Annotated in this window: 3 protein-coding genes; all 3 read right to left on the bottom strand. The window is 64.8% G+C overall.

Going from position 1 to position 1,934, the window contains the following annotated elements; all coding sequences use genetic code 11:
• On the bottom strand, positions 1–495 hold a 495-nt coding region (locus EOA60_RS30895), incomplete at its 3' end, for an ABC transporter substrate-binding protein (RefSeq protein ID WP_245502652.1).
• A gap of 33 nt (positions 496–528) precedes the next feature.
• Positions 529–1,449, bottom strand: a complete 921-nt coding sequence (locus EOA60_RS30890; RefSeq protein ID WP_066998214.1) for an ABC transporter permease — start codon at positions 1,447–1,449, stop codon at positions 529–531.
• The coding region (locus EOA60_RS30885) for an ABC transporter permease (RefSeq protein WP_164899685.1) at positions 1,446–1,934 on the bottom strand (489 nt) is incomplete at its 5' end. The genes EOA60_RS30890 and EOA60_RS30885, both read right to left, overlap by 4 nt.

Genomic DNA, 1,934 nt, shown 5'->3' with positions numbered 1-1,934 from the left:
ATAGGGATCGACCGCGGTGACGCCGGAGAGGCTGTTCGCTTTGCCGGCGGCGACCTCGTCATAGCCTTTGATCGAGCCGAAGAAGCCGGCGCCCGGGCTCTGCGTCTTCGGATTGGTGACGCGGTCGAGCGAGTATTTGACGTCGTCGGCCGTCATCTCCCGGCCATTGTGGAACTTCACGCCGTGGCGTAGCTTGAAGGTGAAGGTCTTGCCGTCCGGCGAGATCTCGTAGCTTTCGGCAAGGTCGGGCTTCAGCTTGGTGGTGCCGGGCTCATAGTCCATGAGGCCATCGAACAAGCTCTTGATCATCGACCAGTTCTGCCAGTCGTAGCCGATCGCCGGATCGAGCGTCGCGACATCGTCCTTGTAGGTGATGGTGATGGCGCCGCCCTGCTTGGCGTTAGGGTCGACCGCGTCGTCGGCGCGCGCGCTTGCCATGCCGAGCATCAGCGCAAGCGCCGAGGCCGCCACGGTGGATGCCAGAAATCGTCTCATGTCACTGTTCCCTTTCTCTGGTTGTTGCCTTGTTCATCTGAGTTTAATTCGGGGGTCGATGAAGGGCGCGATGATGTCGGCCAGCAGGTTGCCGAGCACGATGGCGAAGGCCGAGACCAGGGTGACGCCCATGATGATCGGGATGTCGACGCGCTGGATGGCCTGCCAGGCGAGCTGGCCGATGCCGGGCCAGCCGAAGACGCTTTCGACCACCACGATGCCGCCCATGAAGACGCCGATGTCGATGCCGATCATGGCGACCACCGGCAGGATGGCGTTGGGCAGCGCATGGCGGAACAGGATGGCGCCGCGCGCCAGGCCCTTGGCGCGGGCGGTGCGCATATAGTCCTGGCGCAGAACGTCGATCATCGACGAGCGCATCATGCGCGCATACCAGCCGGCGCCGAGTATGCCCATGGTCAGCGAGGGCAGCACAAGATGCCGCCAACTGCCGTAGCCGCCGATCGGGAACCAGCCGAGCCGGACGGCGAAGACATAGAGCAGGAGCAGGCCGACGACGAATTGCGGCGCCGAGACGCCGACGAAGGAGGCGACCATCAAGGTCTGATCGGTGGAGGTGCCGCGCTTGACGGCGGCGATCAGGCCCATGGTAAGGCCGATCGCGAGCTCGCACAGGATGGCGCCGACCATCAGAAGCAGGCTCGCCGGCAGCCGCGAGACGATGAGCTCGGTGACTTCCGAGCGCTGGATGTAGGAGCGGCCGAGATCGCCGCTGAGCAGCCTTGTGAGATAGTGCCAGTACTGGACGATGAAGGGCTGGTCGAGGCCGAGCTGCCTGCGGATGTTTTCAACCGTGTCGGGCGTCGCGCTGCGGCCGGCGATCTGGCGCACTGGATCAGCCGGCAGCAGATAGAGCAGCGCGAAGGTGATCAGCGAGACGCCGAGCAGGATGAGCAGCGACTGGATGAGACGTCGGCCGAGATAGGCGATCATGCCCGCCCCCTCTGCGTCGGGTCGAGGATGTCGCGCAGCGCGTCGCCGATCAGGTTGAAGGCAAGCGCAAGCGCCAGGATCGCGGCGCCGGGGAAGAACACCAGCCAGGGCGCCGCCTGGAAATAGGTCTGGTTCTCGAAGATGATGTTGCCCCAGGAGGCCGTCGGCGGCTGCACGCCGATGCCGAGATAGCTGAGCGTGGCTTCGAGCAGCACCGTGGTCGAGATGCCGAGCGTGCCCCAGACGATGATGGTCGGCAGCAGATGCGGCAGGATATGGCGCAACAGGATGCGCGGCGCGCTCGCCCCTATCGTGCGCTCGGCATCGATGAACTCGCGCTCCGACAGCGACGAGGTTTCGGTGTAGATGACGCGCGCGGTCTGCACCCAGTTGACCAGCGCGATCACCATGGCAACGATCCAAAGGCTCGGCTCGAACACCGCCGCCAGGCAGATGGCGAGAAGCAGTGCCGGGAAGGCCATCAT

This window comes from Mesorhizobium sp. M1A.F.Ca.IN.020.06.1.1, assembly GCF_004023265.1.
GTDB lineage: Bacteria > Pseudomonadota > Alphaproteobacteria > Rhizobiales > Rhizobiaceae > Mesorhizobium.
This window is presented reverse-complemented; position numbering and strand designations above follow the sequence as displayed.